General features: G+C 63.8%; 27 protein-coding genes, 1 tRNA gene and 1 riboswitch. Of the genes, 9 read left to right on the top strand and 19 right to left on the bottom strand.

Going from position 1 to position 25,628, the window contains the following annotated elements:
* Positions 1–41: 41 nt before the first annotated feature.
* The 6 genes from ACROSR_RS10215 to metZ form a co-directional block, all read right to left on the bottom strand.
* Positions 42–1,490 (bottom strand): TrkH family potassium uptake protein, encoded by a 1,449-nt coding sequence (locus tag ACROSR_RS10215; protein WP_432684654.1) that lies wholly within the window; start codon positions 1,488–1,490, stop codon positions 42–44.
* A 65-nt stretch (positions 1,491–1,555) separates the two neighbouring features.
* The gene (locus ACROSR_RS10210) at positions 1,556–1,783 is read right to left on the bottom strand and encodes a DUF1127 domain-containing protein (RefSeq protein WP_432684653.1); all 228 of its coding nucleotides are present in this window, start codon (positions 1,781–1,783) and stop codon (positions 1,556–1,558) included.
* 176 nt (positions 1,784–1,959) lie between these two features.
* Positions 1,960–2,181, bottom strand: coding sequence for a hypothetical protein (locus ACROSR_RS10205; RefSeq protein WP_432684652.1), 222 nt, complete (start codon positions 2,179–2,181; stop codon positions 1,960–1,962).
* Positions 2,182–2,306: 125 nt separating this feature from the next.
* The gene (locus tag ACROSR_RS10200) at positions 2,307–3,188 is read right to left on the bottom strand and encodes a hypothetical protein (RefSeq protein ID WP_432684651.1); all 882 of its coding nucleotides are present in this window, start codon (positions 3,186–3,188) and stop codon (positions 2,307–2,309) included.
* A 165-nt stretch (positions 3,189–3,353) separates the two neighbouring features.
* The gene (gene folE2, locus ACROSR_RS10195; RefSeq protein WP_432684650.1) at positions 3,354–4,448 is read right to left on the bottom strand and encodes a GTP cyclohydrolase FolE2; all 1,095 of its coding nucleotides are present in this window, start codon (positions 4,446–4,448) and stop codon (positions 3,354–3,356) included.
* 95 nt (positions 4,449–4,543) lie between these two features.
* Positions 4,544–5,743, bottom strand: coding sequence for an O-succinylhomoserine sulfhydrylase (metZ, locus tag ACROSR_RS10190; protein ID WP_432684648.1), 1,200 nt, complete (start codon positions 5,741–5,743; stop codon positions 4,544–4,546).
* Between the two features lie 56 nt (positions 5,744–5,799).
* Positions 5,800–5,878: riboswitch (SAM riboswitch) on the bottom strand.
* A 113-nt stretch (positions 5,879–5,991) separates the two neighbouring features.
* Between metZ and ACROSR_RS10185 the strand changes: the two genes are divergently transcribed.
* The 5 genes from ACROSR_RS10185 (at position 5,992) to ACROSR_RS10165 (ending at position 10,543) form a co-directional block, all read left to right on the top strand.
* Positions 5,992–6,933 carry a hypothetical protein gene (locus ACROSR_RS10185; protein WP_432684646.1) on the top strand — a complete coding sequence of 314 codons (942 nt, stop codon included), beginning with the start codon at positions 5,992–5,994 and terminating at the stop codon, positions 6,931–6,933.
* Positions 6,934–7,088: 155 nt separating this feature from the next.
* A complete protein-coding gene (locus tag ACROSR_RS10180; RefSeq protein ID WP_432684644.1) occupies positions 7,089–8,132 on the top strand; it encodes a patatin-like phospholipase family protein in 1,044 nt (347 codons plus the stop codon).
* Positions 8,133–8,262: 130 nt separating this feature from the next.
* The gene (locus ACROSR_RS10175) at positions 8,263–8,970 is read left to right on the top strand and encodes a DUF484 family protein (RefSeq protein WP_432684642.1); all 708 of its coding nucleotides are present in this window, start codon (positions 8,263–8,265) and stop codon (positions 8,968–8,970) included.
* Complete coding sequence (locus tag ACROSR_RS10170) at positions 8,967–9,887, top strand: tyrosine recombinase XerC (protein ID WP_432684641.1); 921 nt, start codon at positions 8,967–8,969, stop codon at positions 9,885–9,887. The genes ACROSR_RS10175 and ACROSR_RS10170 overlap by 4 nt, the downstream gene beginning before the upstream one ends.
* A 155-nt stretch (positions 9,888–10,042) precedes the next feature.
* Entirely contained in the window at positions 10,043–10,543 is a 501-nt protein-coding gene (locus ACROSR_RS10165; protein ID WP_432684639.1) for an Lrp/AsnC family transcriptional regulator, read from the top strand.
* 394 nt (positions 10,544–10,937) lie between these two features.
* On the opposite strand, the gene ACROSR_RS10160 is transcribed toward ACROSR_RS10165, so the two are convergent.
* The 12 genes from ACROSR_RS10160 to ACROSR_RS10105 all read right to left on the bottom strand — a co-directional run bounded on the left by ACROSR_RS10160 (position 10,938) and on the right by ACROSR_RS10105 (position 20,588).
* A complete protein-coding gene (locus ACROSR_RS10160) occupies positions 10,938–11,867 on the bottom strand; it encodes a hypothetical protein (RefSeq protein WP_432684637.1) in 930 nt (309 codons plus the stop codon).
* A 524-nt stretch (positions 11,868–12,391) separates the two neighbouring features.
* Complete coding sequence (locus ACROSR_RS10155; protein WP_432684635.1) at positions 12,392–13,456, bottom strand: dihydropteroate synthase; 1,065 nt, start codon at positions 13,454–13,456, stop codon at positions 12,392–12,394.
* Positions 13,453–14,397 carry a methylenetetrahydrofolate reductase gene (locus ACROSR_RS10150; protein WP_432684633.1) on the bottom strand — a complete coding sequence of 315 codons (945 nt, stop codon included), beginning with the start codon at positions 14,395–14,397 and terminating at the stop codon, positions 13,453–13,455. The genes ACROSR_RS10155 and ACROSR_RS10150 overlap by 4 nt, the downstream gene beginning before the upstream one ends.
* Positions 14,398–14,427: 30 nt before the next feature.
* Positions 14,428–14,724: a virulence factor gene (locus ACROSR_RS10145; protein WP_432684631.1), complete on the bottom strand. Its 297-nt coding sequence runs from the start codon at positions 14,722–14,724 to the stop codon at positions 14,428–14,430.
* A gap of 355 nt (positions 14,725–15,079) precedes the next feature.
* On the bottom strand, positions 15,080–16,153 hold the full coding sequence (locus ACROSR_RS10140; RefSeq protein WP_432684629.1) for a 2'-deoxycytidine 5'-triphosphate deaminase: 1,074 nt from the start codon (positions 16,151–16,153) through the stop codon (positions 15,080–15,082).
* 76 nt (positions 16,154–16,229) lie between these two features.
* Positions 16,230–16,306, bottom strand: a tRNA-Pro gene (locus ACROSR_RS10135).
* 54 nt (positions 16,307–16,360) lie between these two features.
* Positions 16,361–17,122 (bottom strand): MerR family transcriptional regulator, encoded by a 762-nt coding sequence (locus tag ACROSR_RS10130; protein ID WP_432684627.1) that lies wholly within the window; start codon positions 17,120–17,122, stop codon positions 16,361–16,363.
* Between the two features lie 28 nt (positions 17,123–17,150).
* Positions 17,151–17,453, bottom strand: coding sequence for an integration host factor subunit alpha (gene ihfA / locus ACROSR_RS10125; protein ID WP_432684625.1), 303 nt, complete (start codon positions 17,451–17,453; stop codon positions 17,151–17,153).
* Positions 17,454–17,562: 109 nt separating this feature from the next.
* Positions 17,563–18,537 (bottom strand): beta-ketoacyl-ACP synthase III, encoded by a 975-nt coding sequence (locus ACROSR_RS10120; RefSeq protein ID WP_432684623.1) that lies wholly within the window; start codon positions 18,535–18,537, stop codon positions 17,563–17,565.
* Complete coding sequence (gene plsX, locus ACROSR_RS10115; protein ID WP_432684621.1) at positions 18,534–19,640, bottom strand: phosphate acyltransferase PlsX; 1,107 nt, start codon at positions 19,638–19,640, stop codon at positions 18,534–18,536. Before plsX ends, ACROSR_RS10120 begins: the two co-directional genes overlap by 4 nt.
* 23 nt (positions 19,641–19,663) lie before the next feature.
* Positions 19,664–19,870, bottom strand: coding sequence for a 50S ribosomal protein L32 (gene rpmF / locus ACROSR_RS10110; protein ID WP_432684620.1), 207 nt, complete (start codon positions 19,868–19,870; stop codon positions 19,664–19,666).
* A gap of 163 nt (positions 19,871–20,033) precedes the next feature.
* Positions 20,034–20,588 carry a YceD family protein gene (locus ACROSR_RS10105; RefSeq protein ID WP_432684619.1) on the bottom strand — a complete coding sequence of 185 codons (555 nt, stop codon included), beginning with the start codon at positions 20,586–20,588 and terminating at the stop codon, positions 20,034–20,036.
* Positions 20,589–20,676: 88 nt separating this feature from the next.
* On the opposite strand from ACROSR_RS10105, the gene ACROSR_RS10100 reads away from it, so the two are divergent.
* The 4 genes from ACROSR_RS10100 to ACROSR_RS10085 are packed head-to-tail and all read left to right on the top strand — an operon-like array spanning position 20,677 to position 24,639.
* A complete protein-coding gene (locus tag ACROSR_RS10100) occupies positions 20,677–21,150 on the top strand; it encodes an outer membrane protein assembly factor BamE (RefSeq protein WP_432684617.1) in 474 nt (157 codons plus the stop codon).
* 52 nt (positions 21,151–21,202) lie between these two features.
* Positions 21,203–21,952, top strand: a complete 750-nt coding sequence (locus ACROSR_RS10095; RefSeq protein ID WP_432684615.1) for a GNAT family N-acetyltransferase — start codon at positions 21,203–21,205, stop codon at positions 21,950–21,952.
* 41 nt (positions 21,953–21,993) lie between these two features.
* Positions 21,994–23,814 carry an ABC-F family ATP-binding cassette domain-containing protein gene (locus ACROSR_RS10090; RefSeq protein ID WP_432684613.1) on the top strand — a complete coding sequence of 607 codons (1,821 nt, stop codon included), beginning with the start codon at positions 21,994–21,996 and terminating at the stop codon, positions 23,812–23,814.
* 42 nt (positions 23,815–23,856) lie between these two features.
* Positions 23,857–24,639: a potassium channel family protein gene (locus ACROSR_RS10085; RefSeq protein WP_432684611.1), complete on the top strand. Its 783-nt coding sequence runs from the start codon at positions 23,857–23,859 to the stop codon at positions 24,637–24,639.
* A 62-nt stretch (positions 24,640–24,701) separates the two neighbouring features.
* Here ACROSR_RS10085 and ACROSR_RS10080 read toward each other — a convergent pair whose 3' ends face one another.
* Entirely contained in the window at positions 24,702–25,457 is a 756-nt protein-coding gene (locus tag ACROSR_RS10080; protein ID WP_432684722.1) for an SDR family NAD(P)-dependent oxidoreductase, read from the bottom strand.
* Positions 25,458–25,628 lie beyond the last annotated feature (171 nt).

The raw sequence follows: 25,628 nt of genomic DNA, 5'->3' as shown, positions 1-25,628 counted from the left end.
GATGCCGGTCTGTTACGCGCGGGCATCGTCCGCGTCCGGTCTCAGGCCCGCCAGAAGGACGGCACTAGAAGGACGATGACGGCAAGAACCTCGAGCCGCCCCAGAAGCATCGCGAAGATCATGAGCGCCTTGGCCGCGTCCGGAAACTCTGTCAGCGCCCCTGTCGCGCCGACCCGTTCGCCGAAGGCGGGGCCGACATTGAAGATCGCCGTCCACGCCCCGGTGATCGATTCCATCAGCGTAAGGCCGGTCATTTCGAGGGCGACAGAGAAAAATCCGAGCGATAGCACGTAACAGGTGAAGAGCAGCATCACCGATTGCAGAACCTCGTCCTCGACGCGTCGTCCCTCGTGACGCAGCACCATGACGCTGGACGGGTGAAATATTCGCCGCGTCTGCCGGGCTATGGCGCGCAGCATCAACTGATAGCGGAAGATCTTGATCGAACAGCCCGTCGATCCGGTGCAGCCGCCGATGGCCCCGACCGCGATCAACACGACGAACGGAAACGACCCCCACGCGGTCACATCGCCCGTGCCGTATCCCGTGCCCGAGAAGAACGACACCATGTTGAAGACCCGCTCGCGCACGCTTTGCCCGTCAAGCCGGCCAAAGGCAACGAAATCATAGACCACAGCGAGGGCGATCGCGTAGAATATCCATCGCAGGTAGGTCTGCACCTGTGTGTCATGCAGCAGGGGGCGCATGTTGCCCTGCACCCCTTGCATCATCCGCACGAAAGGCAGCGAGGCAAGGATCATGAACACCACGCACGCATATTGCGGGGCGCCGGGAAACGCGCCGAACGATTTGTCCGAACTGGAAAACCCACCCGTGGAAACCGTCGTGAGCGCATGCACGGTCGAATCGAACGCGCCCATGCCCAACAAAAGATACGAGAGCGTGCAGGTCACGGTCAGCCCGAGATAGACGTTGAGCACGCCTTTCGAGATGTCGATGGTGCGCGGCAGCGCCTTGCCGAAGGTATCGAACCCCTCGGACCTGAAAAACTGCATGCCGCCGACGCGCATCTCGGGCAGAAACACCAGCGCCACGATGACGATCCCCAGACCGCCCAGCCATTGCAGGATGCCGCGCCACAGCAATAGCCCCTTTGGCAGCGCGTCGAGCCCTTCGATGACGGTCGTACCGGTGGTCGTCACGCCGGACATCGACTCGAAAAACGCATCGATGAACCCCAGCTGCGTCGCCCCCAGCATGAACGGCAGCGTACCGAACAGCGGCAGAACGATCCAGGTCAGGCTTGTCACCAGGAATGTCTGCTGGATGGTCAGCCCCGCACCGCCCGAATTCCGGCATGTCACCGCCACAAGGGTGCCGATGAGGCAGGTGATGATCATGCTTTCCGCGAAAGCGGGCCAGTGCCCGCGCCCCTCGGCGAGATCCACGACAAGCGGCAGCACCATGGTGGCGCCCATGGCGGTGAGCATCAGCCCTACCAGATATCCGACGGGTCGCACATCAAACATGGCGTGCAGCGTTGGTCTGCCGTCACGAGAGTGTCAAGCGTGTTGATGCATCCGCACGCGCCCGCTCAATCGGTCAGGAGATCCTCGAACACGAAGGCCGGGATATCGGCGCGGGTCAATCCCATGCCGGCCAGTTGCCGATCGGTCATCGCATGAAGCCGGACCACGCTGGAAAGCCGGTGTCGGGTCAGCATGTAGGCGTTCATCCCCGGCGCATGTTCGGCCATGAACAGGTCCAGATCGCGGCGCCATGCCGGGGTTAGAAGTTGAATTTGCAGATCGGGCTCAGTCATCGGGTCGCCTTTCCTGTCGGTTAGCGTGCCCCTCCCAACTGGAAACCTAACGCGCCGGTCCCGAATGACACCATGGGTGTCGCAACTCCGTGCCGATCTGTTGCTGCAATGCAGCATAAAGATCGGCCCCGTCGGATCATCTCCGACGAGGCCGATATGCCAGACGGTGGACCGGGTCAGGTGTAGAACAGGTCCCTGAACACGTGACCGGCGATCTGGTCGCGGCGCAGACCCAGGCGGGCCAGTTCCGCATCCGTTTTCGCCTCTAGCGCCTCGATCTCGTCGCGGCGGGACCGGACGTGCATCCGCTCTTCGATCCGTCGCCCGAGGTTCGCGGTAAAGCGCGCCCACGCGTCACGCAGCGGCGTCGCGTTGCTATCTGTGATTATATTCGCCATTTGGAAACCTCACGTTCGTTGTGACTGTTTCCTCCCTTGGCGATAAATGCGCCTGTGGCGCCGATCTGACCAGCCTCAATCGGGCAAGGCCGGGTTGCGCGGGGCGCATCCCGGCCCATCAGGGCTTATTCTGTGGATTTCTTGCTGTCGGATCTGGGCATCGCGGGCGGGTTTGACGGGGCGCGCGTACGCTTGACCGTTTCGGACGATGCCGCCGTGTCCGATGTGGCCTTTGCAGTGTCTTTCCTGTCTGCCGGCTGGGCAGGCACGTCTTGTTGCTGAGCGGCGGCACTTTGGGCCGGTTTGGTTGTGGCGGTCACGGCAGCGGTATCCGACTTGGCCGGGGCTGCGGGTGCGGCCGTCTTGGCCTCGGCTGTCTTCGCGTCGGGCTTCGCCGCAGCAGCGGGTGCTTTTGCGGGTGGCGTTGACGCGGTTGCGTCTGCCTTGGCGGCAGGTTTGGATGTCGGCGCCGCGGCCTTGGGCTGTGCCGGCTTTGCCTCGGATGGCGACGTCGCTTTTGTCTGCGACGCGGCTTTTGTCTGTGCCGCAGGTGCGGTCGCGACGTCGGGCTTTGCCGAGGCGTTCGCAGACGCCTTTTTCGCGGGCGCCTCGGCCTTGGGCTCGGCGGATTTGGCAGGGGCCTTTGTGGCAGTCTTGGCAGCCGGCGCCGGTTTCGGGGCAGGTTGGGCCGCTGTTTTTGGCGCGGGCTTGGCCGCTTCGGCCTTGGCCCGTGTGGGTGCGTCGGCCGTGGTGGTCTGATCCTTGCCGGGCGTCTTGGCTTTCGGCTGCGCGGCCGCCTTGGGCTGCGTGATGGCGTGCGGCGCCTTCGTCACGGGCTGCGACGCCTCTGTGCCGGCGAATTCCGACTTCAGCGACGTGGGCAGGGGGCTGGCCCGGAGAGCCGCGATCCCGAACACGCGCGCGACGCGCATGTTGGTTTCGATCATGTATCCGGTAAACCGAAGTCCGGCAGCAGACAGTTTGAGAGGCAGGTCAGGTGTGAGCATCCTCGATATCCTTTTCAGACGCGATAGCCGCCCCGGCAAATGCCCGGAGCACACTCATAAAATGTCATATGCTGCATCGCAGCAAAGCGCGCCGAAGTCAAATCACGTTTGCTTCGACGCGCTGCTTTCCGCCTGAATTTTGCCCGCGTTGCCTGTTTGCCCCGCTCAACGCCCGTGCATCAGTGTCTGGAACATCCGCGGGTCGAGACTTTGGGACGCGAACGTGTCGCCTTCGGTCAGAACGCTCACGGCGTCATGGCTGTGCAGGCTTTCCTGATGGCTGGCCACGACACGGAAATCCCCGATGCGCGGATCGGCCAGCAATTCCGCGCAGAACAGCCGCGCCGCATCCTCGACAAAGATCGGATTTGCGGCGTTCAGCTCGGCAAAGGCCTGCTCGTCCTCGCGCTTGACCATCACCTGCGTCTCGGTGGGCACCGCGCGCCGTGACAGTTCGATCAGATCCTCGAACCACAGACAGTCCTGTCCGACCAGCTCGACCGAGATCCGGGCGACCGAACGCTGCGAATGCGGCGTGGCAAGCTGTCCGCGTGCGGCGCGGGCATGTTCGCTGAGCTCCAGCGAGCAGGGGCAGGTCGAGGAATAGACGTAATCGAGATGCATGAACCTGCGGGTCACGCCGTCCTGCCGGACCAGTTCGAGGGCTATGTCGTAATACTGGTACCCTTCGAGATCCGAGCGCAGCGAGCGCACCTTGGCGGGATAGGACAGCCGCATCTGCAGGCGCGCATCGACGGATTCAAGATCGGTGATGTAATCGGCAAGCGCGGCCTCCATCACGTCAAGGCTGAAGGTCTTTTGCGCATGCTTGTAAAAGCTGCGCATGATCCGTGACATGTTGATGCCCTTCTTGCCGGCCTCCAGGCTGACCGTTCCGGTCACCGAGGTTTCCAGCGTCAGGTCGCCGTTATCGCGGGTATGATAGGCAATCGGCAGGCGGAAATTCGAGATGCCGACATGCTGCAGGTGCTGGCGCGTCCCGCGGATCAGCGAGGCCGGACCGTTCTGCAGATCTGGCAACGTCGCGCGATACGCGTCCGTGACCGCGAAATCCTCGGGATAGTCGCGCGAGAGGGCCGGGTAGTTCGACATCTCGCGCCCTGGCAGAAGCCGTGCGATGGACGGGTCCAGATCGGCTACCTCCTCTGGGGTGGCGGTACGGGCCCAGTTGCGCAGCACGCCAAGCGCCTCTTCGGCGGCGTCTCGGTCTGGTGTCATTTCGGACGGATGCAGGTTCATCTCGGTGTCCCCTTCAATTCGCTACCCCTGCATACATAAGTCGGTTGCCGGAAATTTCCCAATCTAGAATTAATTCTGGTACGGGCGGCACGGGATCAGGGCCCATCGTGTCCGAGCGCCGCGCCGAGCGCATTGGTGAGATCCGCGATCAGATCCCCGGCATCTTCAAGCCCGACGCTGAGCCGCACCAGTCCGGGCGTGATCCCGAGGGCGGCCTGCCGGTCGGCCGGCAGGCGTTGATGCGTGGTGGTCGCGGGATGCGTCGCGATGGATTTCGCATCACCGAGATTGTTCGATATGATCACGATCTCCAGCGCGTTGAGAAACCGGAACGCCGCGTCCTGCCCGCCGGCAATGTCCAGGGCAAGGATCGTGCCGCCCGGTCCCATCTGGCGCACGACCAGATCGTGCTGCGGATGCGTGGGGCTGCCGGGGTAGATCAGCCTTGCAAGGGCCGCATGCCCCTGCAGCGCCTCGGCAATCGCGGCTGCGCTTTCCGTCTGGGCGCGCACGCGCAGGTCGATGGTTTCCAGCCCCTTGAGCATCACCCACGCGTTGAACGGCGACAGCGACCCGCCGGTATGCTTCATGTAGGGTTCGACCGTGCCGCGTATGAAGTCGCGGGTGCCCAGGATCACCCCGCCAAGGGTGCGGCCCTGACCGTCGATATGCTTGGTCGCGGAATAGACGACCACGTCGGCGCCCTGGTCGGTGGCGCGCGAAAAGACCGGGGTGGCAAAGACGTTGTCCACGATCACCGTCGCACCCGCATCATGCGCAAGCTCGGCCACGGCGGCGATATCGACCACCTCCAGCGTGGGGTTCGAGATCGTCTCGAAGAACACGGCCTTGGTGTCGGGGCGGATCGCGGCACGCCACTGGTCAAGGTCGGTTCCGTCGACGAAGCTGACCTCGACGCCGAACCGCGTCAGCACCTCTTCGAGCACGTAGAGGCACGACCCGAACAGCGCGCGCGCCGAGACCACATGATCGCCCGCGCGCAGCATCGCCGTCAGCGCGCCCGATACCGCCGCCATTCCGCTGGCCGTGGCAAAGGCATCCTCTGTGCCTTCCAGCGACGCGATGCGGTCCTCGAACATGGCCACCGTCGGGTTGCCGTAGCGGGCATAGATGTATTCGTTTTCGCCCGCCTTCTCGAAGCGGGCCTGCGCCGCCTCGGCGGTGTCGTACACAAAGCCCTGGGTCAGGAACAGCGCCTCGCTGACCTCGCCCCACTGACTGCGCCGCGTGCCGCCATGAACCTGGCGCGTGCGGCTTTTCCAACTGTCGGTCATGATCGTCCTCCGGGCGGTAGAGCCCATGAAAAAAGCCCCGGTTCGGCCAAGCGAAAGGGGGCTTTCTCCTGACCTCTTTAGCGGATGTCTTTAACGTGGCCCGCAATCCGGCAACAAATCACCACGAAATACGGGGTATCCCCGCGCGCCGGGGCCGTCAACACCGTCACGCAGGTTTAACGGAACCGTCACCGCGCTGACGTAAGTCCCGTCTATTTCCAAACACAAGATGTAGTAGGGGATGTGACATGCCACTCATCCATGTCAATGCCGGTCCGAACGGACCCGAATTGCATGACCGACGTGACGGTTTGCCGGACCGTCTGCGCCATGTGCTGACCGGTGATGGACCGGTCATCGTCATGGTGCACGGGTACAAGTACGCCCCCCGACATCGCAGCGAATGCCCGCACCGCCATATCCTGTCGCTCGACCCGATGCGGGACTGCTTCAAGGTGGTCAGTTGGCCGCGTGGCCTCGGCTTTGGGCGTGATACGCCGGACGAGGGGCTTGGCATCGGGTTCGGCTGGTCCGCGCGGGGCACATTGCGGCAGGCCTACGCCGAGGCCGCGCGCGCCGGAGAAAAACTGGCGGAATTGATCGCGCTAGTCCGAGGGATCGCACCGGACCGGCCTGTGCACGCGGTCGCGCATTCGCTTGGCGCGCGTGTGGTGTTGTCGGCGCTGCCGCATCTGCCCGCGGGCGCCGTCGGGCGCCTGATCCTGCTGGCCGGAGCAGAGTTCGGGGGGCGTGCGGCGGCGGCGCTGGATACGCCTGCGGGGCGGGAGGCCGAGACAATCAATGTCACCAGCCGCGAGAATGATCTGTTCGACTTCCTGCTGGAGCGCCTGATCCCGCCACCTGCGCGGGGCAATCGCAGCCTGGGGTTGGCGCTGCCATCGGGGCCGAACGTGCTCAACCTGCAGATGGACCATCCCGGCACACTGGACGCGCTGCGCCGCGCGGGGTTCGAGATCGGCGCGCCCCTGACGCGGATCTGCCATTGGTCACCCTATACCCGGCCGGGTGCATTGGCGATGTATGACAGCCTGCTGAGAGAGGCGGACCGCCGGCCGCTGGCACGACTGCGCGCTGCCCTGCCGGATCGCCCGACGCCGCGCTGGTCGCGCCTTTGGCCTGCGCCCGTGGTATCGGCGGCGCCGCGCGCCAGCCTGCGGGGTGGCCTGTAACGCCCCGCAGGCCGGTGCACGATCGCGACCGTCTTTGCCCCGGCGTGATCCATGGGCATATCCGCAGCAGCCCGGCTGCGTATTTCCCCTACAGCTTTGGCCGGTTTTCCGCTATGACGCCGGGGATGCCGCAACGCAGCAAGGATCAAGACCGGATGACAAGCACAGCAAAGCCCGTCAACCTCGCCCTGCAGGGCGGGGGCGCGCATGGCGCCTTCACGTGGGGCGTGCTCGATTACCTGCTCGAGGATGGACGGACCCGCATCGCGGGCGTGTCGGGCACCTCGGCGGGGGCGATGAATGCCGTGGCGCTCGCGGATGGCTATACCCGCGCCGGTCCCGACGGGGCGCGCGAAGCACTGGCGAATTTCTGGAGCGCGATGAGCCGCAGCGCACAGCACACGCCCCTGCAGCGCACACCGATGGACCGGATCACCGGCAACTGGGGACTGGAAAACAACCCCTTTTATCACTTCATGAACGCGCTGACCGGTGTGGCGTCGCCGTACCAGTTGAACCCGATGGACATTAACCCGCTACGCGACCTGGTCGAGGACAGCATCGATTTCGAGATGGTGCGCAAATGCTCGGCGTTCGAACTGTTTGTCTCGGCCACCAATGTCGAGACCGGGCGCGTGCAGGTCTTTCCACGCGAAAATCTGACGGCCGACATGGTCATGGCCTCGGCCTGCCTTCCGCAACTGTATCGCGCGGTCGAGATCGACGGCGTGCCCTACTGGGATGGCGGCTACATGGGCAACCCGGCGCTGTTTCCGCTTTACGGCAAGACCGGCACCGATGACATCATCGTCGTTCAGATCAACCCGATCGAGCGCAAGGGCACGCCGCGCACCGCGCAGGATATCGAGAACAGGCTCAACGAGATTGCCTTCAATGGCAGCCTTCTGAAGGAACTGCGCGCCATAGATTTCGTCGACCGCCTGATCGCGCAGGGCAAGCTGTCGCCCGGGCACTATCGCCCCGTCAAGATCCACCTGATCGAGAACGAGGACGCGCTGAAGCCGATGGGCGTCTCGTCCAAGATGAACGTGGAATGGGCCTTCCTAACCCGGCTGCGCGATATCGGGCGTGACACGGCGGCGGCGTGGCTGTCGCAGCACCATGACCGGATCGGGGTGGAAAGCACCGTGGACGTGCGCTCCATGTTCCAGGGGATCGGCGCACAGCATCAGGGCTGATCCCGGCGCGCGCCCCCTCTCGACCCCCGCGGCGGCGTGGCCGAAAGACATCACCCGGCCGTGCGTCGGTAAATTTTCTTGCGGCCTGCCGGGGAAGTGCTGATAAACTCCACGCTAAAAAGGGAACCCCATGAGCAGCACACCCGAATTCACCGACAATCTGCGCGCACATATCATGGCGCAGCCTGACCTCATCCTCGAGGACCCCGATCTCATGCGCGCGCTGACGGCCGCGAACGAGCGCGCCATGGGCGAAAACATCGTCGATCTGCGCGGGATCGCGATGGACAGGCTGGAGGCGCGGCTCGACCGGCTGGAGGACACGCATCGCTCGGTCATCGGCGCGGCGCATGACAACCTCGCCGGCACGCACCAGGTGCATCGCGCCATCCTGCGCATGCTGGACCCGCTGGATTTCGGGACGTTCCTTCGCGATCTGGACGGTGACGTGGCGCATATCCTGCGCGTGGATCGCGTGCGGCTGGTGCTCGAATCCGCGCAGAAGGATGACGATGCGGCAATGCGTGGCGCGGGCGAGGTCCTGTCGGTGGCAGAGCCGGGATTTATCAGGTCTTACCTGACCGGCCGGCCCGATGTGGCGGCGCGCCATGTGACCCTGCGCCAGATCCACGGCGGCGACGCGCGGGTCCATGGTGGCGATGCCGCACGCCTGCGCTCCGAGGCGTGCCTGCTGCTCGATCTCGGCGAGAACCGTCTGCCCGGTCTGCTTGTCATGGGCTCCGAGGATGCCGATCAATTCAACCCCCAGCAGGGCACCGACCTGCTGGCCTTCTTCGCCGGCGTGTTCGAGCGCAGCATGCGCCGCTGGCTGGCATGATCTCGGCTGCGGCCCGCGACGCCCTGCAGGGCTGGCTTGCCGCGCAAAAGGCCCTGCACGGTGCGTCCGAGAACACGCTGGAGGCCTATACCCGTGATGTCGCCGGCTTCCTCGCCTTCATGACGGAACATCACGGCGGGATGCAGGGGCTCGGCGCGCTCGCCCGCGTCGGCACCGCCGACATGCGGGCCTGGATGGCTTTCACCCGCGCCCACGGGGTCGGCGCGCGCTCGCTGGCGCGCAAAGTGTCGGCGGTCAAGGGCTTCTACCGCTGGCTGGCCGAGCGTGAGGGATTCGAACCGACGGCGGTGCTGTCGATCCGCGCGCCGAAGTTCCAGCCCAAACTGCCGCGCCCGCTGACCCCGCAGGCCGCGCAAGAGGTGATCGACACCCTCGACATGCAATCCGCCAGCCCGTGGATCTGCGCGCGCGATCAGGCGGTCGTGACGCTGCTTTACGGCTGCGGGCTGCGTATTTCCGAGGCGCTTGGCCTGACCGGCGCGGTGCTGCCGATGGGCGACATGCTGCGCATCAGGGGCAAGGGCGACAAGGACCGCATGGTGCCGGTGATTGCCCCGGCGCGCGATGCGGTGGCGCGCTACGCCGACCTGTGCCCCTACGACATCACCCGCGACGGGCCGCTGTTTTTCGGCGTGCGGGGCGGGGCGCTCGGGGCGCGGGCGGTGCAGAAGGTGGTGGAGCGGACGCGCGCGCAGCTCGGGCTGCCGGCGACGGCCACGCCGCACGCGATGCGCCACAGCTTTGCCACGCATCTGCTGAACGCGGGCGGCGATCTGCGCACGATCCAGGATCTGCTGGGGCATGCCTCGCTGTCGACCACGCAGGCCTATACGGGCGTCGATACCGCCCGGCTGATGGAGGTCTACGCGCGCGCGCATCCGCAGGGCGGCGGCTGACGGCGCACGGTGCCGCAGCACGGCGTTAACCGGGATGCGTGTAATCCGGGCAGGACGCACCCGGATTTCAGAAAGAAAGTGTCCGAATGTTGAAATAATATTGCGGATCAGGCGGGCAGGGTATAACTTTTCCCCGATATGGAATCGGAGAGCCCATGCCCCTCACCCGTCTGGACGAAATTGACCGCAAGATCCTGGCCGAACTGCAGGCGGACGGCCGGATGACCAATGTCGAACTGGCCCGCCGGGTCGGTATCAGCGCGCCGCCCTGCCTGCGCCGTGTGCGCACGCTGGAGGAACAGGGCTATATCCGCGGGTATCACGCGGCGGTGGATGCGCGGGAGCTGGGATTCGAGGTGCAGGTGTTCGCCATGGTGGGGCTGCAAAGCCAGGCCGAGGCGGATCTTTCGGCGTTCGAGGCCCGCTGCCGCGCGTGGCCGCTGGTGCGCGAGTGCCACATGCTGAACGGCGAGGTGGACTTCATCCTCAAATGCGTGGCCCCTGACCTGTTGACGTTCCAGCGTTTTCTGACCGAGGAGCTGACCGCGGCCAAGAACGTGGGCAGCGTCAAGACCTCGCTGGTCATCCGCGCGGCCAAGGTCGAACCGGGCGTGCCCTTCGACGTTCTGGAGGCCCGCCTGAGCCAATCCGCGTGATCCGGGGGGCCAAGGCCGCCGGGCCGCGCGTACAGGGTGTACGTTGCGTACGCGGGTTGTGTACATGAAACACCGCGAAAGATTACGTTTTCGTTAATTCTGAAAGTGCGAGATCGTTCATCGTGGGCCAAAAAATATGGACGACATTCTATCCTGTTTATCAGGGTTATAGAGCGTCATACGTGTAGTGGATGTTAAATCCTAAAGTTGCCGTACTTTAATTACGAAGATTTTTAACCGAGCCAGCCCTTGCTTCAAGCAGTTCAAGTATGGACTTGTCAAGTTCCTGCTGTTGCTGCAATAACTTTTCGATACTCTGTAGTAGCGCTGTGTTCGTATTGCCCCGTGCGTCAAGGGCATTGGCGATTGTTTCAGATGCACCTTCCTGGACCATTTAAGAGTTCGCGAGTTCAGCGCTGAGTGCGGTTTTTAGTTCGTCAATGTCACCTCTTATACTGGCTAGCGCAGCTTTCATAGCTGCGGTGTCTTGTGGCACACGCCGATACTCTGTGTAGGCGATCTGGCCTAGTGAAATGATAACAGCTAGACCACCTACAATAATTGCTGCTTTGGCAGCCTTACTGTTTTTACTCGCCTCATCAGAGAATTGACCTAAGAATTCTGCTGCGGCAACTTCAAGCCCATGCATCTTTTGAAGTGCTTGCTCTCCAAATCCGATTAGATTGTCGAGACGGGCGTTCATGTTCGTCAGATGTTTATTAGTTTTTTCTGCCGGAGTTTCTGAGATCCTTGGAGCTTTTATAACATGCGCTCGCGGTGAAGAGATTGGAGAAACTGATCCATAGGCTCGTTCTAAGTTCTGATTCTGTTTTAGGAGGTCTCGTGTAACGCTTTGCAAAGCAAGATTTTCAGTTCCTAATATTCCTCCAAGTCTTGACTTGAGCCTTGAGAAGGTCTCGCCAAGGCGAGCGCTGTGTTTCCTGTTCTCTGCCGCCAAAACCTCGATGAGAAAATCCGCGTTTGTTTGATCTGGATGTTTAACAAGAGGTTCTTCTGAATCTTTAATCAGTTTCACACCATGCTCAAGGAATTCACGAGAAAATTTCTCGATATCTGCGTCGGTAAACTGTTCAAGCTCGTCTTCAGTAGGTTCAGCACTGACTTGTTCTTCACCATCGGGTATGTGGCGCTTGCAAACGCTGCCGATCAACGCACGAATACCCTCTTTGGAATGACTTTTATCTTCCTGGAGGTGTTCCTCAATTGCCTTCATGGCCTTAACGGAATAAGGATAAACGTCCCAGTTTCCGGCTGTCTCAGAGCGAAACACCCATTCTGGTTTGATTAGTTTCGAAAAATCCATCTCCCTGCTCTTCTCCCGCTTTTGATGCCTACCTACTGTGTACCATGAATCGCACTAATTTTGGCAGTCTAGAACAGCGATAAATACAATTTACCAAACAGTTATTTGGAGTTTAGACAAGCATGCGGCATCATAATTACCTAGATCGCGCGATCACGATTTGTCCACTTAAAGACTGAAAAGGCCAAGAAGCGATTATAAAACTTTTCCTAATAAACTTATCCACCGACTTATTACATCCTAGAATCGCTGTGCCTAGATTGAACTAGTCTCGACTGTGGCTAACGCAACACATCGTGACCATATAACCGCATATGCTGACCAAAAAAGATGCGAGCGCCGGATTCTATATTATAAGTGAGCGGCTTTTCCACAATTCGGTTAGGTCATTGAAAGCCTCTTTCTAAAAGCAACAGCGCCGTTTTTTTGCAGTGAGTTAATGCTTTCTTCCCGTCTGATACAATAAAATAAAAACACGAAAAGTCCCGCGGTGCAACGGGACTTCTCTCGCTCAATCAATCAGTTCACGCCCGCCGACGCCGGCTCCGGGAACCCGCGCGGCCGCCGGTCTGGATCTCTTCGCCGGGTTTGGGCGGGGCCTTGTTGAACTTGATCCAGTTGCCGCCATGGGGGTCGTTGTCGGTGAGGAAGTTGGCGGCGTGGATTGCCTCCATCTCTTTCCCCGCGCGGGGCTTGGTGCTGCCGAGGCGGAAGAGCTGGCAGAAGGTCTCGTCGTCCATGTCGGCGGGAAGCTCGATTCCGGCCGCGGCGACCTCGGCCTTCTTGGCGTCGATCTCGGCCTGTTTCACGGGCAGGGCGATCGGGTTCATGATGGCGCTGGTCATGCCTGCGCCCATGGCCATGGGCAGGAAGGCGTTGTTGATGCCGTGGCGGTTGGGCAGACCGAAGCTGATATTCGACGCGCCGCAGGTGGTGTTGACGCCCAGTTCCTCGCGCAGGCGGCGGACCAGCGTGAAGACCTGCAGGCCTGCCGTGCGCATCGCGCCGATGGGCATGACCAGCGGATCCACGACGATGTCATGTGCGGGGATGCCGAAATCCGCCGCCCGCTCTACGATGCGTTTGGCGACGGCGAAGCGCACGTCGGGATCCTCGGAAATGCCGGTATCGTCGTTGGAGATCGCCACGACGGGCACGTTGTATTTCTTGACCAGCGGCAGGACGTATTCGAGCCGCTCTTCCTCGCCCGTCACCGAGTTCAGCAGCGGGCGTCCATGCGCGGCCTCGAGCCCGGCCTCGAGCGCGGCCGGAACGGACGAATCGATGCAGAGCGGCAGATCGACGAGGCTTTGCACAAGCTCGACGATGCCGGTCATGAGCGGCGGCTCGGTCTCGTTCGGGTTGGGGTTGGAGTTGTAGACGACCCCTGCGTTGATATCGAGCACGGTGGCCCCGGCGGCGGCCTGTGCCAGTGCATCCGATTCCACGGTCGAGAAATCGCCCGCCTCAAGCTCGGCGGCGAGCTTCTTGCGCCCTGTCGGGTTGATGCGTTCCCCGATCACGCAGAACGGCTGGTCGAAGCCGATGATGGCGGTCCTTGTCTTGCTTTCGACGATGGTTCTGGTCATGCGATTTCCCTGGTGTTGGCGGGCACGCCCGCGGCGCCGCCATTGTCGATGGCCCATTGGGCGTTGGCCTTGATCCCGCCAAGCGGGAAGAAATGCACATGGGCGATGTTGCAATCGGGGTGGGCGGCCTTGTGCGCGGCGAGGTCCGAGAGCACCTCGGTCGGCTCGTAGGGCATGAGCAGCTTGGTGACGTCCATCGCGCGTTTCTGCAGCACCTTGAGCGAGGGACCCACACCGCAGGCGATGGCGAACTTGATCAGCGTCTGCAGCTTGGCTGGCCCGGCGATACCGATATGGATGGGCAGGGTGATGCCCGCCGCGTCGAGCCTGTGTGCCCATTCGATGATCGGTTTCGCATCGAAGGCGAATTGCGTGGCGATGGCCATTTCCGCGTCGGTGGTTTCCGAGAATTTCTGTTTCCAGCGCAGGGCGGCGTCGACATTGGTCCAACCACCATCGGGGTCGATGTCGCGGTTGCCTTCGGGGTGGCCGGCGACGTGCAGGCGTTTGAACCCCGCGCGGTCGAACTCGCCCGATTCCAGCAGTTGCATGGCCGAGTCGTAGTCGCCGTGCGGTGTTCTGACACCACCGGCGATCACCAGCGCCTGGTCGACGCCCGCCTCATTGGCATAGCGCGCGGTCCAGTCGTGCAGCATCGCACGATCATGGATGATGCGCGCCGGGAAATGCGGCATCGGCGCATAGCCCTCGTCGGTGAGGCGTTTGGCCGTCGCGACCATGTCGTCGATCGGCGTGCCCTCGATATGGGCGATGTAGACGCGGGTGCCGGCGGGTAGCAGGTCGCGGAAGGTCTCGACCTTCTCGGCGGTGCGCGGCATCACCTCGATCGAATAGCCATGCAGCAGCGCCTCGACCTCGCGGTTGACGGGGGGCTTGGCCGGGGTGGATCTGTCACGTGTCCTGAAGTTCAAAAGTGCCATCGCGGCCTCCCATAGCGAGCCGGGGCGCATTCACGCCCAGCCATCGTTTGCGATCAACGTCTTGATGCGGTCCTGATCGAATTCAGCGTCGAGGCGGTCGGCCTCTGTCCGGGCGACGGTGTCGGCGTCGCCCTCGACCGGGTAGGGATCGGCCTTGCGCCAATCGGCGAGATAGGCGTCGGTGCCCGCCGCGCCGGTCTTCATCGCGGCGCGGTCGATGGCCTGCTCGAACCGCTCGGGCAGTTGCACCTTGGTGCCCCGGCGCCCCTTGCCGACGATGACCTGCGCGGGGATGTCCCGCCAGTAGACGATGGTGACGTCAACCATGGCTGATTCCTTGTTCCTTGAGGCCTTGGTAAAGCAGGGGCGACATATGGCAGCGCTTGATTTCGACAGAACGGATGCGACCAGCGACGCGGGGGCAGAAGGCGACGGGGTGTGGCAATTGTGCAGTCGGCAAGGCCTCGAGGATGAGCCGCACAGTGCCGGGCCGCGATGCGGCGATTCACCGCTGGCGCAGAGGCTCATTATGCCAGCCACATCCGAATGACATCATGGCGTTGCAAAGTCGTCGGCCAACTCGCCGTGCCGGGGGGCGGCGTCATGCCGGAGGCATGCGTCCCGCATGACGATGCGCGGCGGCCTGCGGCCGTGATCCCGCGCGGGGGAGCCACGTCACCGCTCAGCTTTTGAAATGCTTCGACAGTTTCAGGCCCTGGCCCTGGTAATTCGATGCGATCCCGGCACCGTAGATCTGGTCGGGCACCTCACGCATCCGCTCGTAGACCAGGCGCCCGACGATCTGGCCGTGTTCCAGCACGAAGGGCGCCTCGTGGCAGCGCATCTCGAGCACCCCGCGCGAGCCGGCCCCGCCCGCCGCCGCGTGGCCGAAACCGGGATCGAAGAAGCCCGCGTAATGCACCCGGAATTCCCCCACCATGGCCACATAGGGGGCCATTTCGGCGGCGGTGTCGGGGGGGATATGCACAGCCTCGCGGCTGACGAGGATGTAGAAGGCGCCGGGGTCGAGGATAATATGCCCATTCTCGGCATGAACCTCTTCCCAGAAATCGGCGGGTGCGTAATGGCCGATACGGTCAAGGTCGATCACACCGGTATGCGGCTTGGCGCGATACCCTACCAGCGTTCCGGTTGCCGGGCGCAGATCCACCGAAAATCCGAGACCGTCGTCGATCACGGCGCTGCCATCGACCAGCGGGGTTTCGGCGTGCAAGGCGCGCAACGCCGCGTCGCTCAGCGTGGCGTCCCCGACGCGAAAGCGGATCTGGTTGAGCCGCATGCCCGAGCGTACCAGCACCGAAAACGAGCGTGGGCAGATCTCGGCATAAAGCGCCCCGGTATAGCCCGGTCCGACGCGATCGAACTCGACCCCGCCATCGGTGATCACGCGGGTCAGAAGATCGAGCCGGCCGGTCGAGGATTTCGCGTTCGCCACCGCCTGCACCGCGTCGGGCAGGGCAAGGCACTCCATCAGTGGCACGACATAGACACAGCCCTTTTCAAGGACGGCGCCGGGGCCAAGATCGAAGCGGTGCATCTCGAATTCCGCGAGCCGGTCGGTCACGCAGCGGCCCTTGCCGGTCAGGAACGAGGCGCGCACCCGATAGGCGACAGGGCCGAGGCGCAGGTCGAGGCTGGCCGGTTGCACCTGGTCGGGCTGAATGTCGCTCTTGGCCGACAGGCGGCCATCGGCAATCATGGCGCGCAGGCTCTGGCTGGAGAGAACACCGCTCATGCGGCATGCCCGCATAACGGCGACACCTCCGCCCGGACGGGCAGGGGCCCCATCGCGGTCGATGTATTTGTCGGATTGGTCGGGCTAGCAGGACTCGAACCTGCGACCTTCCGTCCCCCAGACGGACGCGCTACCAGGCTGCGCCATAGCCCGACGATGGCCTGTTCATACGCATTTTGCAGGCGGGAACAAGGGGCAAATCCCATTTTAATTCCCGGCCGCGTCGTTTGCGCGGCTGTCGCCGTCGAGGCGGCGCAGGCGGTCCGCGATGGCGGACAGGCGCGTCGCCAGATCCGCCGGCACAGGGGGGTGCAGTCCGGCCAGCAGGGCCAGCGCGCCGCGGGGCGCCGGCAGGGTATCGGGTGCATCCTCGGGCAGATCGGGCAGCGGGGGCAGGGCGGGCCTTGGCGGCGTATCGGGGGCCGGGGGCGCGGTCGCCGCATCCGGTGCCGTGCCTGCGTGGCCCGGGGGCGGCGCGCTGTCCGGCTCGGTTGCGGCCGTGTCAGGCATATCGGGTGTTGCCGCGTCCGGCGGTTCTGGCATGGCAAGGTCCGGGGCGGCGTCCGAAACCGTGTCCGGTGCCGGCTCGGGAGGCGTGCCGCCGCGCGGCTCGAATGCAAGGACATCGGCGCCCGTGGTCCCTGCCGTGGCCGTGTCACCGCCCTGACCGCTGTCACGCTCACTGCCTGCGTGGTCGTGCGATGGTGCCATCGCCACGACATGTGCCACCCCGTGATCGCGCAGGATCTTCTGCACGCCCTTGATGGTCATGCCCTCGTCATGCAGCAACAGCCGGATACCACCGATCAGCTTTATGTCGTCGGGCCGGTAATACCGGCGTCCGCCCGCGCGTTTGACCGGCTTGATCTGGGGAAACTTGCTTTCCCAGAAGCGCAGCACATGCGCCGGCACCTGCAGGATGTCGGCAACCTCGCTGATCGTGCGGAAGGCGTCGGCGGATTTTGCCATCAGCGGCACGTGTCCTTAACCTGTACCTTCAGACCTTGTTGCCGTTGGCGACACGGTCTTTCATCAGGTGTGAGGGTCGGAACGTCAGCACCCGGCGGGGATTGATGGGCACCTCCTCGCCGGTCTTCGGATTGCGGCCGATCCGGGCCGTCTTGTCGCGGACCGAGAACGTGCCGAACGACGATATCTTGACCTGCTCGCCCCGCACCAGCGCGTCCGACATGTGGTCCAGCACGCTTTCGACCATTTGGGATGCGTCGTTGCGGGACAACCCCACTTCGCGGAAAATCGCCTCGCTCAAATCCATCCGTGTCAGAGTCTTGTTTGCCATAATGTCCCCGTTGTTTTTCGCAGCACTGTGGCCACAAGCAATTTCCATGTCAATGTCAACACCTTGACTGACGAGGGCCGCACGCGGTTTTTTGCGCGGTTTCGGTATTTTACCACCGCAGGACGATGGCACCCCAGGCAAGACCGCCGCCGATTGCCTCGGACAAGACGAGGTCGCCAGGGCGGATGCGACCATCGGCAACCCCTACCGAAAGCGCCAGCGGGATCGAGGCCGCCGAGGTGTTGCCATGGTCCTGCACGGTGACGATGACGCGGTCCATCGGTAGGCCAAGCTTTTTGGCGGTGCCCTGGATGATCCTGATATTGGCCTGATGCGGAACGATCCAGTCAACGTCGTTCGCGGTCAACCCGGCCTTGTCGAGCGCCGCCTCGGCGGTCGAGGTCAGCTTTTCCACGGCCTGCCGGAACAGCGGATTGCCCTGCATGCGCAGCTTGCCCGACGCGCCGGTGGTCGACACGCCGCCATCGACATACAGCATCTCGCGGTAGCGCCCGTCGGAATTGAGATCCGAGGACAGGATGCCGCGATCGGCGGTCGTACCGTCGCCCTCGGCCGCGCCGAGAATCAGCGCGCCGGCGCCATCGCCGAACAGCACGCAGGTCGCGCGATCGGTCCAGTCCATGATGCGGCTGAAGGTTTCGGCACCGATGATCAGCAGCCGGTCGGCCTGGCCCGAGACAATCAGCGCGTTGGCGGTGGTCAGCGCGTAGATGAACCCCGCGCAGACGGCCTGCACGTCGAAGCCGTAGCCCCGCGTCATGCCCAGATCGTTCTGCACCATGGTCGCGACCGACGGAAAGGTCAGATCGGGCGTCGAGGTGGCAACGATCACACCGTCGATATCATCCGGTGTCAGACCGGCATGTCGCAGCGCCGCACGCGCGGCGTTTGTCGCCAGATCCGACGTGGTCTGGCCCTCGGCGGCAAAGCGGCGGTTCTCGATGCCAGAGCGCGAGCGGATCCACTCGTCGGTCGTGTCGAGGGTCGCCTCGAAATGGGCATTGGGCACGATGCGGTCGGGCAGGTCGTGCCCGACCCCTTCGACGACGGCGCGGCGGGTCATTGGTTTTCCTTGTCGGGGGTCATCTCTGGCGGGTCGTCGGTGTCGGGCAGCGCTGCTGAGGCTACACGCGCCGCGAGCCGTTCCGTGAAGTTCGACTGACCCAGCTCGAAGGCGAGCTTGATGGCCGAGCTGACGCCGGTCTCGTCGGCCGAGCCATGTGATTTGACGACCGTTCCGTTGAGCCCGAGAAACACGCCGCCATTCGCGCGACGCGGGTCGATCCGCTTCTTCATCCGGCGCAGCGATGTCAGTGACAGGACCGAGGCGAGCCGCGACAGCATGGAATAGGCAAAGGCCTCGCGCAGCAGATCCGAGAACAGTTTGGCCGTGCCTTCGCCGGTTTTCAGCGCCACGTTGCCAGTGAACCCGTCGGTGACGATCACGTCACAGACGGTTCCGGGCAGGTCGCGCCCCTCGACGAACCCGACGAATTCGAAATCCGAGATATGCGCATTGGCCGAAATCAGGTCATAGGCTTCGCGCAACTCGGCGCGGCCCTTGTGTTCCTCGGTGCCGACATTCAGCAATCCGATGCGCGGCCGATCCAGCCCAAAGCCGTTGCGCGCGTAGGATGCGCCCATCAACGCGTATTGCACCAGATCGCGGGCGTCGGCGCGGATATCCGCCCCGCCATCGAGCATGATGTTGTGTTGTTGCGGGTTCTGGGACGGCCACATCACCGCGATCGCCGGCCGCGTGATGCCCGGCAGCTTGCGCAGGCGCAACACCGACAGCAGCATCAGTGCGCCGGTATTGCCGCAGGACACGCATACGGTCGCCTCGTTCGACTGGACCGACTGGATCGCGGACCACATCGAGGTGTTGCGACCCTGACGCGCCACCGTGCTGGGCTTGTCGTCCATGCTGACGCTGTCGGGCGCATGACGGATTTCACACCGGTCCGTCAGTTCCCTGCGCTTGGCCAGAAGCGGTGCGATCACATCCTCGGGCCCGTGAACGATATAGCCGATATCGGAATTCTTCCGGGCCGATCTGGCCATGCCGGCAACGACCGTCGCCGGCCCCTCGTCACCGCCCATCGCGTCAATCGATATTATGGTGCGTCCGGAAGGTTTCCCAGTCTGGCCTGTCGAAGCGGTCATGCGGCATGTCGCCCTTCGTCTGTTCAGGCCGCGTCTTCGTCCATCTCGATGTCGTCGACCGTGCTGACGACCTCGCGATCCGCGTAGTGACCGCAGGCGACGCAGACATGGTGCGGGCGCTTCAGCTCGCCACAGTTGGAGCACTCGTTGGGGTTCCCCGCAACGAGCGAGTCGTGGGCGCGGCGATTGTTGCGGCGCGATTTCGAAACTTTGTTCTGTTGGACAGCCATGTCTCAACCTCAATTCCAAGGGGCCGAGCGGCCCGGTTTCACGAATGTTCGCGGCTCTTAAAGCGTATGGCGCCGTTGGTTCAACCCTCCGAGCCGACGAAACCGCGAAAATACAGAGATTTGTCCCCGCGACAAGCGATTCCCGCGCAATATGGGCCCCGTCTCACTCCTTTGTGCCGAGTTTGTCGCGCAGCCCCGCCAGTCCGGCGAAGGGTTTGGTATCCTCGTCGGTCAGTGGCACGACCCCTTCGGCGGCTGCTGTCACGGGGTCCAGTTCCGCCCCGTCGCGGCGCGGCCAGGGTGGCAGCGCAAGGCTCAGCGCCTCGATCATCACGCGACGCAGGTCGATATCGTGTTCGAGCGGCTCAACCGTGTCATCCTCTGGCATCTCCATCTCGTCGCCGGGCAGATCCTCGGGCCGGTCGGCCTCGGGCGAAAAGCGCCGTGTCACCGGTTCGTCGATGCGGGTGGTCACCGGAGAGAGTGTCACCACGCAGGGCTGCACCACCGTGGCCCCCAGATCCGCGTCCAGCACCCAGTCCGGCCCGTCCGCCGTGATCCGCCCGGACAGGCGCAGCTTGCGCAGATCGGACAGGCCAAGCTCTTCGGCGATCATCCGTCGGGTGCCGGCGTCAGGCGTCAGCTCGACACTGTGCTCGCCGCGTGCGCGCAGATGCGCCACGCGCAGCACCTCGTCATTTCGCTTCGCATCGCTCATGTCGCGCCTGCTTCCTTTCTTGAACCTGCGGCCTGCATTGATATAAGCCGACGTAAGAGCCGCGCGCGGCCATGGCAAGAGGGCAGACATGACAGCTTTGATCCCCCGACTGGTCCGCAGCATGGCGCTTGTCGGTCTGTTGACCGCGACGGCATGCAGCGCGACCTACAGCAATCACGGATATGTCCCCCCAGAGCAGGACCTGCAGGCCCTCGTCGTCGGGGTGGATACCCGCGCCACCGTTGACGATGTGGTCGGCCCGCCCTCGGTGGCCGGCATGTCGCAGGACGGCGATTACTATTATGTGCGGTCGCGCAAGCGGACCTTCGGCATGTTCCGCCCGCAGGACGTCGAACGGCAGGTGCTGGCGATCTCGTTCAACGACGATGACACCATAGCCAATATCGAACGCTTCGGGTTGGAAGATGGCAACGTTGTGCCGCTGGAGCGTCGCGTGACCGACAATTCGGTGGTCAGCGACGGGTTCCTGCGGCAATTGCTGGGCAACCTTGGCAACATCAATCCCTTCGGAAACGACGACAACAGCGGATTCGGCCTTTGATCCAGTCACGCCCGTGTCATCGCATCCGTGTTAGATTGACGTGGTGGACGGAATGGCAAGGAACGAGGCGACGATGACGGGGGACGCGCGGTACGTGGCGCGACCGGCCAGTGGCCCGGACGATGTGCGGCGGGCGCAGGCTCTGCGGGCCCAAGGGTTCGGGCGGCCGGGCGGCACGGATCACGATGGTTTCGACGACATCTGCATGCATGTCCTGATCGAGGAGCGGACGACGGGCCGGCTTGTCTGCTGTTTCCGGGTCATGATCCTGACCGGTGGGTGCGACATCGCGCAAAGCTATTCGGCGCAATTCTACGAACTGTCCGCCCTTGGCGAATTCGACGGCAGGATGGCCGAGGTCGGCCGTTTCTGCATCGCGCCGGACCTGCACGATCCCGACATCCTGCGCGTCGCCTGGGCGGCGCTGACGCGGCTGGTGGATGACGAGAGCATCGAGATGCTGTTCGGCTGCTCGTCCTTCAAGGGGGTGCGGGCCGACACCTATCTCGATGCCTTCGCCATGCTGCGCGAGCGGCATCTTGCGCCGCCGGAATGGGGGCCGCGTGTCAAGGCGCCCCGCGTGTTTCGCTTTGCGCAAAAGCTTCGGCGCTATCGTCCCGATCTGAAACAGGCGATGCGGCACATGCCGCCGCTGCTGCGCACCTACCTTGTGATGGGCGGATGGGTCAGCGATCACGCGGTGATCGACCGCGAGCTGGACACCCTGCATGTGTTCACCGGGGTCGAGGTCGGCGCGATCCCGGATCGGCGCAAGCAGGCGTTACGGGCCCTTGCCGGCTGAGCGGTCTTGACGCTGGCGGGGCGTCGGGATAGCCCGCCGCCATGGCACGCGCACCCCTTCTGCAACTCAACGACATATCGCTTACATTCGGCGGTGCACCACTGTTCAGCGATCTGTCGCTGGTGGTGCAACCGGGCGACCGCGTCGCGCTCGTGGGGCGCAACGGGTCGGGTAAATCGACCCTGATGAAGGTGATGGCCGGGCTGGTCGAGGCCGATCGCGGAGACCGCATCGTGACCCCCGGCACGACCGTCGGCTACATGGAACAAGAACCCGCGATGGAAGGGTTCGCCACGCTGGGCGATTTCGCTATGAGCGAGTTGGACGAGGGCGAGATGTACCGCGTTGAGATGGCCGCCGAGGGGCTGAAGTTCGACCCCGCGCGCCCGGTCGAGACCGCCTCGGGCGGCGAGCGCCGCCGCGCCGCACTTGCCAAGCTGATGGCGGAATCGCCTGAATTGATGCTGCTGGACGAGCCGACCAACCATCTCGATATCGAGGCGATCGCGTGGCTGGAGGACCAGCTGAAAAGCACCCGCAAGGGATTCGTCCTGATCAGCCACGACCGCGCGTTTCTACGTGAGCTTAGTCGCGCAACCCTATGGATCGACAGGGGAATGACGCGTCGACAGGAGCGCGGGTTCGAGCATTTCGAGGAATGGCGCGACAAGGTCTGGGAAGAAGAGGATCAGCAGCGCCACAAGCTGGATCGCAAGATCAAGGCCGAGGCCCGCTGGGCCGTCGAGGGGATCAGTGCGCGGCGCAAGCGCAATCAGGGCCGGGTGCGCAACCTGCAGGAATTGCGCGCCGAACGCGCCTCGCAGGTGCGCCGGCAGGGCACCGCGGCGATGGCGCTGGAACAGGGCCCGTCCTCGGGGCGCAAGGTCATCGAGGCCGACGGGATTTCGAAGCGTTACGACGATCTGGTGATCCTGCGAGAGTTCAGCATCCGCATTCTGCGCGGCGAGCGTGTGGCCTTTGTCGGCCCCAACGGCGTGGGCAAAACGACCCTGCTGAAGATGCTGATGGGCGAGGTGCCGCCCGATACCGGCACCGTGACGCATGGCACAAACCTTGTGCCGGCGGTATTCGACCAGGCGCGCGCGCGCCTGGCCCCCGACATGACATTGTGGGATAGCCTCACGGGCGACCCGGACATGCGCGTTTCGGGTCAGGCCGACCAGGTGATGGTGCGCGGCCAGCCACGGCATGTGATGGGCTATCTCAAGGATTTCCTCTTTGACGAACGGCAGGTGCGCGCCCCCGTCCGGTCGCTGTCGGGCGGCGAGAAGGCGCGGCTGCTGCTGGCCAAGCTGATGGCGCGCGAAAGCAACCTTCTGGTGCTCGACGAGCCGACCAACGATCTGGATATCGAGACCCTCGACCTGTTGCAGGAACTGCTGGACGACTATGACGGCACGGTGCTGCTGGTCAGCCATGACCGCGATTTTCTGGACCGCGTCGCGACAACGACCATCGCGATGGAGGGCGACGGCACCGCCACCGCCTATGCCGGCGGGTGGACCGATTACAGGGCGCAACGCGGCGCGGATACGGCCCCCAGCCATCCGGCGAACGCCCCCAGATCCAGCCATGCCAAACCCCAGACCAAGGCGCGCCCCGCGCAACAGAAGCTCAGCTTCAAGCAAAAGCACCGGCTGGAAGAATTGCCCAAGGAAATCGGGCAGCTGGAGGCCGAGATCGCCAAGCTTGAGGACTTGCTGGCAGATCCCGATCTTTTCTCGCGCGACCCGGTGAAGTTTCGCAAGGCCACCGAGGCGCTGACCGCCCGTCAGACCGCAAAAGACAAGGCCGAGGAAGAGTGGCTGTCGCTGGCCGAAAAGGCAGAGGCCGAGGGTTGATTTCGCTGTAGACCGTCGATTTTCGCGATTATGTTTCGCCGCATGACGTCAGAGAATCGCAGCCTTCGGGACCGCATCAGACTATTATATGATGGGCGCAGCAAGCGCGCGACGCGCTTTCGCTACGCGCTGCTGATCTTTGATGCGGCCAGCATCGTTTTTTTCCTTGCCACCGCGACATTGCCGCTGACCCCGGCGCTGATCGCCGTCGATGTCGTGATTGCGATGCTGATCCTTGGTGATTTCATCTGCCGTTTCTGGATTGCCGAGAACAAACCCCGGCACTTGCGACAGATCTACGTGCTGGTCGACCTTGTGGTGCTGGTCTCGCTGATCGCGGCCCCGTTCCTGGGCCAGCAATTTGCGGCGCTGCGGCTGTTGCGGGCGCTACGACTGGTGCATTCGTATCACCTGCTCAAGGATCTGCGGCGCGACATGCGCTTTTTCCGGCTGCACGAGGATGCGATCGTCGCGGCGGTCAACCTGCTGGTCTTCATCTTCACGATGACGGCGGTCGTGTTGCTGCTGCGTGGGGGGCGTGAACACGGGCTCGAAACCTACGTGGACGCGCTCTACTTCACCGTGACCACGCTGACCACGACCGGTTATGGCGATATCCTGATGACCACGTCCGCGGGGCGGCTGCTGGCCGTGGCGATCATGGTGATCGGCGTGGGGCTGTTCCTCAGCCTCGCGCGCGCGATCTTCACGCCCGCCAAGGTCCGCCATAAATGCCCGGACTGCGGGCTGATGAAGCATGACCCCGATGCGATCCATTGCAAGCATTGCGGGCTGGAGCTGAAGATCGAGACCGAGGGCGCGTAGCGAGAAAAAGACGCGGCGTCGGCAGCCCCGACGCGATACGAGGCCACAGGCCGCCGCGCCCCTCACTGCATCCGCAGCGCGCCGTCCAGCCGGATCACCTCGCCGTTGAGATACCCGCATTCAACGACGAACCGCGCCAGTCGCGCGTATTCTTCCGGATGCCCCAGGCGCTTTGGAAAGGTCACTTCGGCCGCGAGGCTGTCCTGAACCTCTTGCGGCAGACCACGCATCATCGGCGTGGCGAAGATGCCCGGTGCGATGGCCATGACGCGGATGCCCTCACGAGTCAGATCGCGGGCCATGGGCAGGGACAACCCGACGATCCCGCCCTTGGACGCGGCGTAGGCCGCCTGGCCCTTCTGCCCCTCGAAGGCGGCGATCGAGGCGGTGTTGACGATGACCCCGCGCGCGCCGTCCGGATCGGGCGTGTTGCCGGCCATCTCGGCCGCCGCCAACCGGGCGACGTTGAACGTCCCGACAAGGTTGATGTCGATGGCCTGTCGAAACAGGCCGAGATCGTGTGGCCCGTCACGGCCCAGCGTCTTGGCCCCCGGGGCGATGCCGGCGCAATTGATGGCCACGGTGATGCGCCCCATGGCGGCTTTTGCCCCGGTGATGGCAGCGGCGACAGAGGCTTCGTCGGTCACGTCCGTTTCGACGAATGTCGCGTCGATCTCGGACGCCACATCCTCTCCGCGCGCCGTATCCCGGTCGAGCAGCGTCACCTGTGCGCCGCAGGCGCGAAAATGTCGTGCCGCGGCCTCGCCCAGACCCGACGCTCCCCCGGTAATGATTGCCGCCGTGTCCTCGATGCGCATGATTGCCTCTTTGTCTGCAAATGAACACATGTTCAGATACCGGGCGCGGCGCAGGCTGTCAAACCGACCGCGCGTGCCCGAGATCCGCCATCCGACGCGTGCGGGGCGTGGCGTTTCCCGACCCGGCCCTCGCCGGCCCTTGGTCGCACGCGCCACGCCGACACGGACCAA

It is taken from the genome of Roseovarius tibetensis, from assembly GCF_050896375.1.
Lineage (GTDB): Bacteria > Pseudomonadota > Alphaproteobacteria > Rhodobacterales > Rhodobacteraceae > Roseovarius > Roseovarius tibetensis.
This window is presented reverse-complemented; position numbering and strand designations above follow the sequence as displayed.

Excerpts from the sequence above, each read along its gene's own strand:
- ACROSR_RS10185 (WP_432684646.1), top strand. The coding sequence starts at position 5,992 with ATGCCACTCATCCATGTCAATGCCGGTCCGAACGGACCCGAATTGCAT.
- ACROSR_RS10150 (WP_432684633.1), bottom strand. The coding sequence starts at position 14,397 with ATGGCACTTTTGAACTTCAGGACACGTGACAGATCCACCCCGGCCAAG.
- ACROSR_RS10090 (WP_432684613.1), top strand. The coding sequence starts at position 21,994 with ATGGCACGCGCACCCCTTCTGCAACTCAACGACATATCGCTTACATTC.
- ACROSR_RS10160 (WP_432684637.1), bottom strand. The coding sequence starts at position 11,867 with ATGGATTTTTCGAAACTAATCAAACCAGAATGGGTGTTTCGCTCTGAG.
- ACROSR_RS10080 (WP_432684722.1), bottom strand. The coding sequence starts at position 25,457 with ATGCGCATCGAGGACACGGCGGCAATCATTACCGGGGGAGCGTCGGGT.
- ACROSR_RS10145 (WP_432684631.1), bottom strand. The coding sequence starts at position 14,724 with ATGGTTGACGTCACCATCGTCTACTGGCGGGACATCCCCGCGCAGGTC.
- ACROSR_RS10200 (WP_432684651.1), bottom strand. The coding sequence starts at position 3,188 with ATGCTCACACCTGACCTGCCTCTCAAACTGTCTGCTGCCGGACTTCGG.
- ACROSR_RS10205 (WP_432684652.1), bottom strand. The coding sequence starts at position 2,181 with ATGGCGAATATAATCACAGATAGCAACGCGACGCCGCTGCGTGACGCG.
- ACROSR_RS10210 (WP_432684653.1), bottom strand. The coding sequence starts at position 1,783 with ATGACTGAGCCCGATCTGCAAATTCAACTTCTAACCCCGGCATGGCGC.
- ihfA (WP_432684625.1), bottom strand. The coding sequence starts at position 17,453 with ATGGCAAACAAGACTCTGACACGGATGGATTTGAGCGAGGCGATTTTC.
- plsX (WP_432684621.1), bottom strand. The coding sequence starts at position 19,640 with ATGACCGCTTCGACAGGCCAGACTGGGAAACCTTCCGGACGCACCATA.
- ACROSR_RS10215 (WP_432684654.1), bottom strand. The coding sequence starts at position 1,490 with ATGTTTGATGTGCGACCCGTCGGATATCTGGTAGGGCTGATGCTCACC.
- ACROSR_RS10165 (WP_432684639.1), top strand. The coding sequence starts at position 10,043 with ATGCCCCTCACCCGTCTGGACGAAATTGACCGCAAGATCCTGGCCGAA.
- ACROSR_RS10170 (WP_432684641.1), top strand. The coding sequence starts at position 8,967 with ATGATCTCGGCTGCGGCCCGCGACGCCCTGCAGGGCTGGCTTGCCGCG.
- ACROSR_RS10175 (WP_432684642.1), top strand. The coding sequence starts at position 8,263 with ATGAGCAGCACACCCGAATTCACCGACAATCTGCGCGCACATATCATG.
- ACROSR_RS10100 (WP_432684617.1), top strand. The coding sequence starts at position 20,677 with ATGACAGCTTTGATCCCCCGACTGGTCCGCAGCATGGCGCTTGTCGGT.
- ACROSR_RS10085 (WP_432684611.1), top strand. The coding sequence starts at position 23,857 with ATGACGTCAGAGAATCGCAGCCTTCGGGACCGCATCAGACTATTATAT.
- ACROSR_RS10140 (WP_432684629.1), bottom strand. The coding sequence starts at position 16,153 with ATGAGCGGTGTTCTCTCCAGCCAGAGCCTGCGCGCCATGATTGCCGAT.
- ACROSR_RS10180 (WP_432684644.1), top strand. The coding sequence starts at position 7,089 with ATGACAAGCACAGCAAAGCCCGTCAACCTCGCCCTGCAGGGCGGGGGC.
- folE2 (WP_432684650.1), bottom strand. The coding sequence starts at position 4,448 with ATGAACCTGCATCCGTCCGAAATGACACCAGACCGAGACGCCGCCGAA.
- ACROSR_RS10095 (WP_432684615.1), top strand. The coding sequence starts at position 21,203 with ATGGCAAGGAACGAGGCGACGATGACGGGGGACGCGCGGTACGTGGCG.
- ACROSR_RS10130 (WP_432684627.1), bottom strand. The coding sequence starts at position 17,122 with ATGGCAAAATCCGCCGACGCCTTCCGCACGATCAGCGAGGTTGCCGAC.
- metZ (WP_432684648.1), bottom strand. The coding sequence starts at position 5,743 with ATGACCGACAGTTGGAAAAGCCGCACGCGCCAGGTTCATGGCGGCACG.
- ACROSR_RS10155 (WP_432684635.1), bottom strand. The coding sequence starts at position 13,456 with ATGACCAGAACCATCGTCGAAAGCAAGACAAGGACCGCCATCATCGGC.
- ACROSR_RS10120 (WP_432684623.1), bottom strand. The coding sequence starts at position 18,537 with ATGACCCGCCGCGCCGTCGTCGAAGGGGTCGGGCACGACCTGCCCGAC.
- rpmF (WP_432684620.1), bottom strand. The coding sequence starts at position 19,870 with ATGGCTGTCCAACAGAACAAAGTTTCGAAATCGCGCCGCAACAATCGC.
- ACROSR_RS10105 (WP_432684619.1), bottom strand. The coding sequence starts at position 20,588 with ATGAGCGATGCGAAGCGAAATGACGAGGTGCTGCGCGTGGCGCATCTG.